Here is a 1,164-nt window from a genome sequence, read left to right as displayed (position 1 = left end):
GTCTGATTGTTCTCACAGCCGTTTTTTCTGCCAAAGCTGTAAGTCAAAAGCCTGCAGTTCATGTGGCTTTAAAGCCACCGAGCAGTGGTTAGCACAGCAGGTTCATATTTTACCCGACTGCGACTGGCAACACATTACTTTCACCATGCCACATCTCCTTTGGCCTTTTTTTAACAATAACTGGCCGCTACTTAATGCTCTGTTTCGGGCAGCCACTCGAGCTATGCTGCAGTTGGCTCGCAAACAGGGTATCGAAATTGGTATTTTCTGTGCCTTGCATACTTATGGCCGGCAACTCAATCAACATCCGCATGTTCATGTTTCCGTCACTCGAGGGGGTTTGGATAGTAAACATAGTGTATGGCGAAAGCTGTTTTTCAAAAAAAAGGATGTCGAAGAAATCTGGCGAGGGGCTGTTATCCGACTACTGCGTCACAGTTATGATTTAATTAACCCTGGCCTTCTTCCCGGTCTTGGCCATATCCGTGACAAAAAACATTGGCGGCGTTACTTGAGGGCGCAGTACGGACGTTATTGGAAAGTGCACTTTGCTAAAAAAACGAAAGGGGCATGGCATAGTGTTAAGTACCTCGGTCGCTACCTTAAACGCCCACCGGTATCTGCGTCAAAACTGCGGCATTACCGAGGGGGTGCCGTTGTTCATCACTACCATGACCACCGAACTGGCCAGCATCGGCAGCAGACTCTGCCGCAGGAAGAGATGATTAGACGCTATATAAGCCATATTCCGGCCAGGCATTTTAAAATGGTGCGTTACTCTGGTTTTTTGTCGAATCGTAAACGAGGAAAACTATTGCCGAAAGTGTATAAGGCACTTGAGATGACGGCACGTAAAAAACCGGAGAACCCAGGTTTTTCTGTGCTGATGAAAGGATTTCTGCGTACCGATCCGTACAAATGTATTCTGTGTGGCGACAGGCTGCTTTTCACCGGGGCGCAAATGGGTAAAAAAGCAACGGAATTGTTGTCAGAAAGACTGCATAACCTGGAGAAAAAGCGATGGTTACGCAGCTAAACGCAGGATCAATGTGTCTAAAATAAGGAAATCAGGTTAGAAATTACACTCTCTGAGGAAATGTTAACTGGCACTAAACACAATAAATCGATCCCCATCTCCTTTTTGCAATAAGGGATGGCTTTTGC

1 protein-coding gene is annotated in these 1,164 nt (G+C 46.2%); it reads left to right on the top strand.

Annotated elements, in window-relative coordinates; genetic code table 11:
* Positions 1-1,036, top strand: a 1,036-nt coding sequence (locus G506_RS19730; protein WP_035387352.1) for an IS91 family transposase, incomplete at its 5' end; no start/stop codon positions are given.
* Positions 1,037-1,164: the final 128 nt, after the last annotated feature.

It is taken from the genome of Ferrimonas senticii DSM 18821 (assembly GCF_000422665.1).
GTDB lineage: Bacteria > Pseudomonadota > Gammaproteobacteria > Enterobacterales > Shewanellaceae > Ferrimonas > Ferrimonas senticii.
Note: the sequence above shows the minus strand (reverse complement) of the source record. Positions and strands in the feature narration are given on the sequence as shown.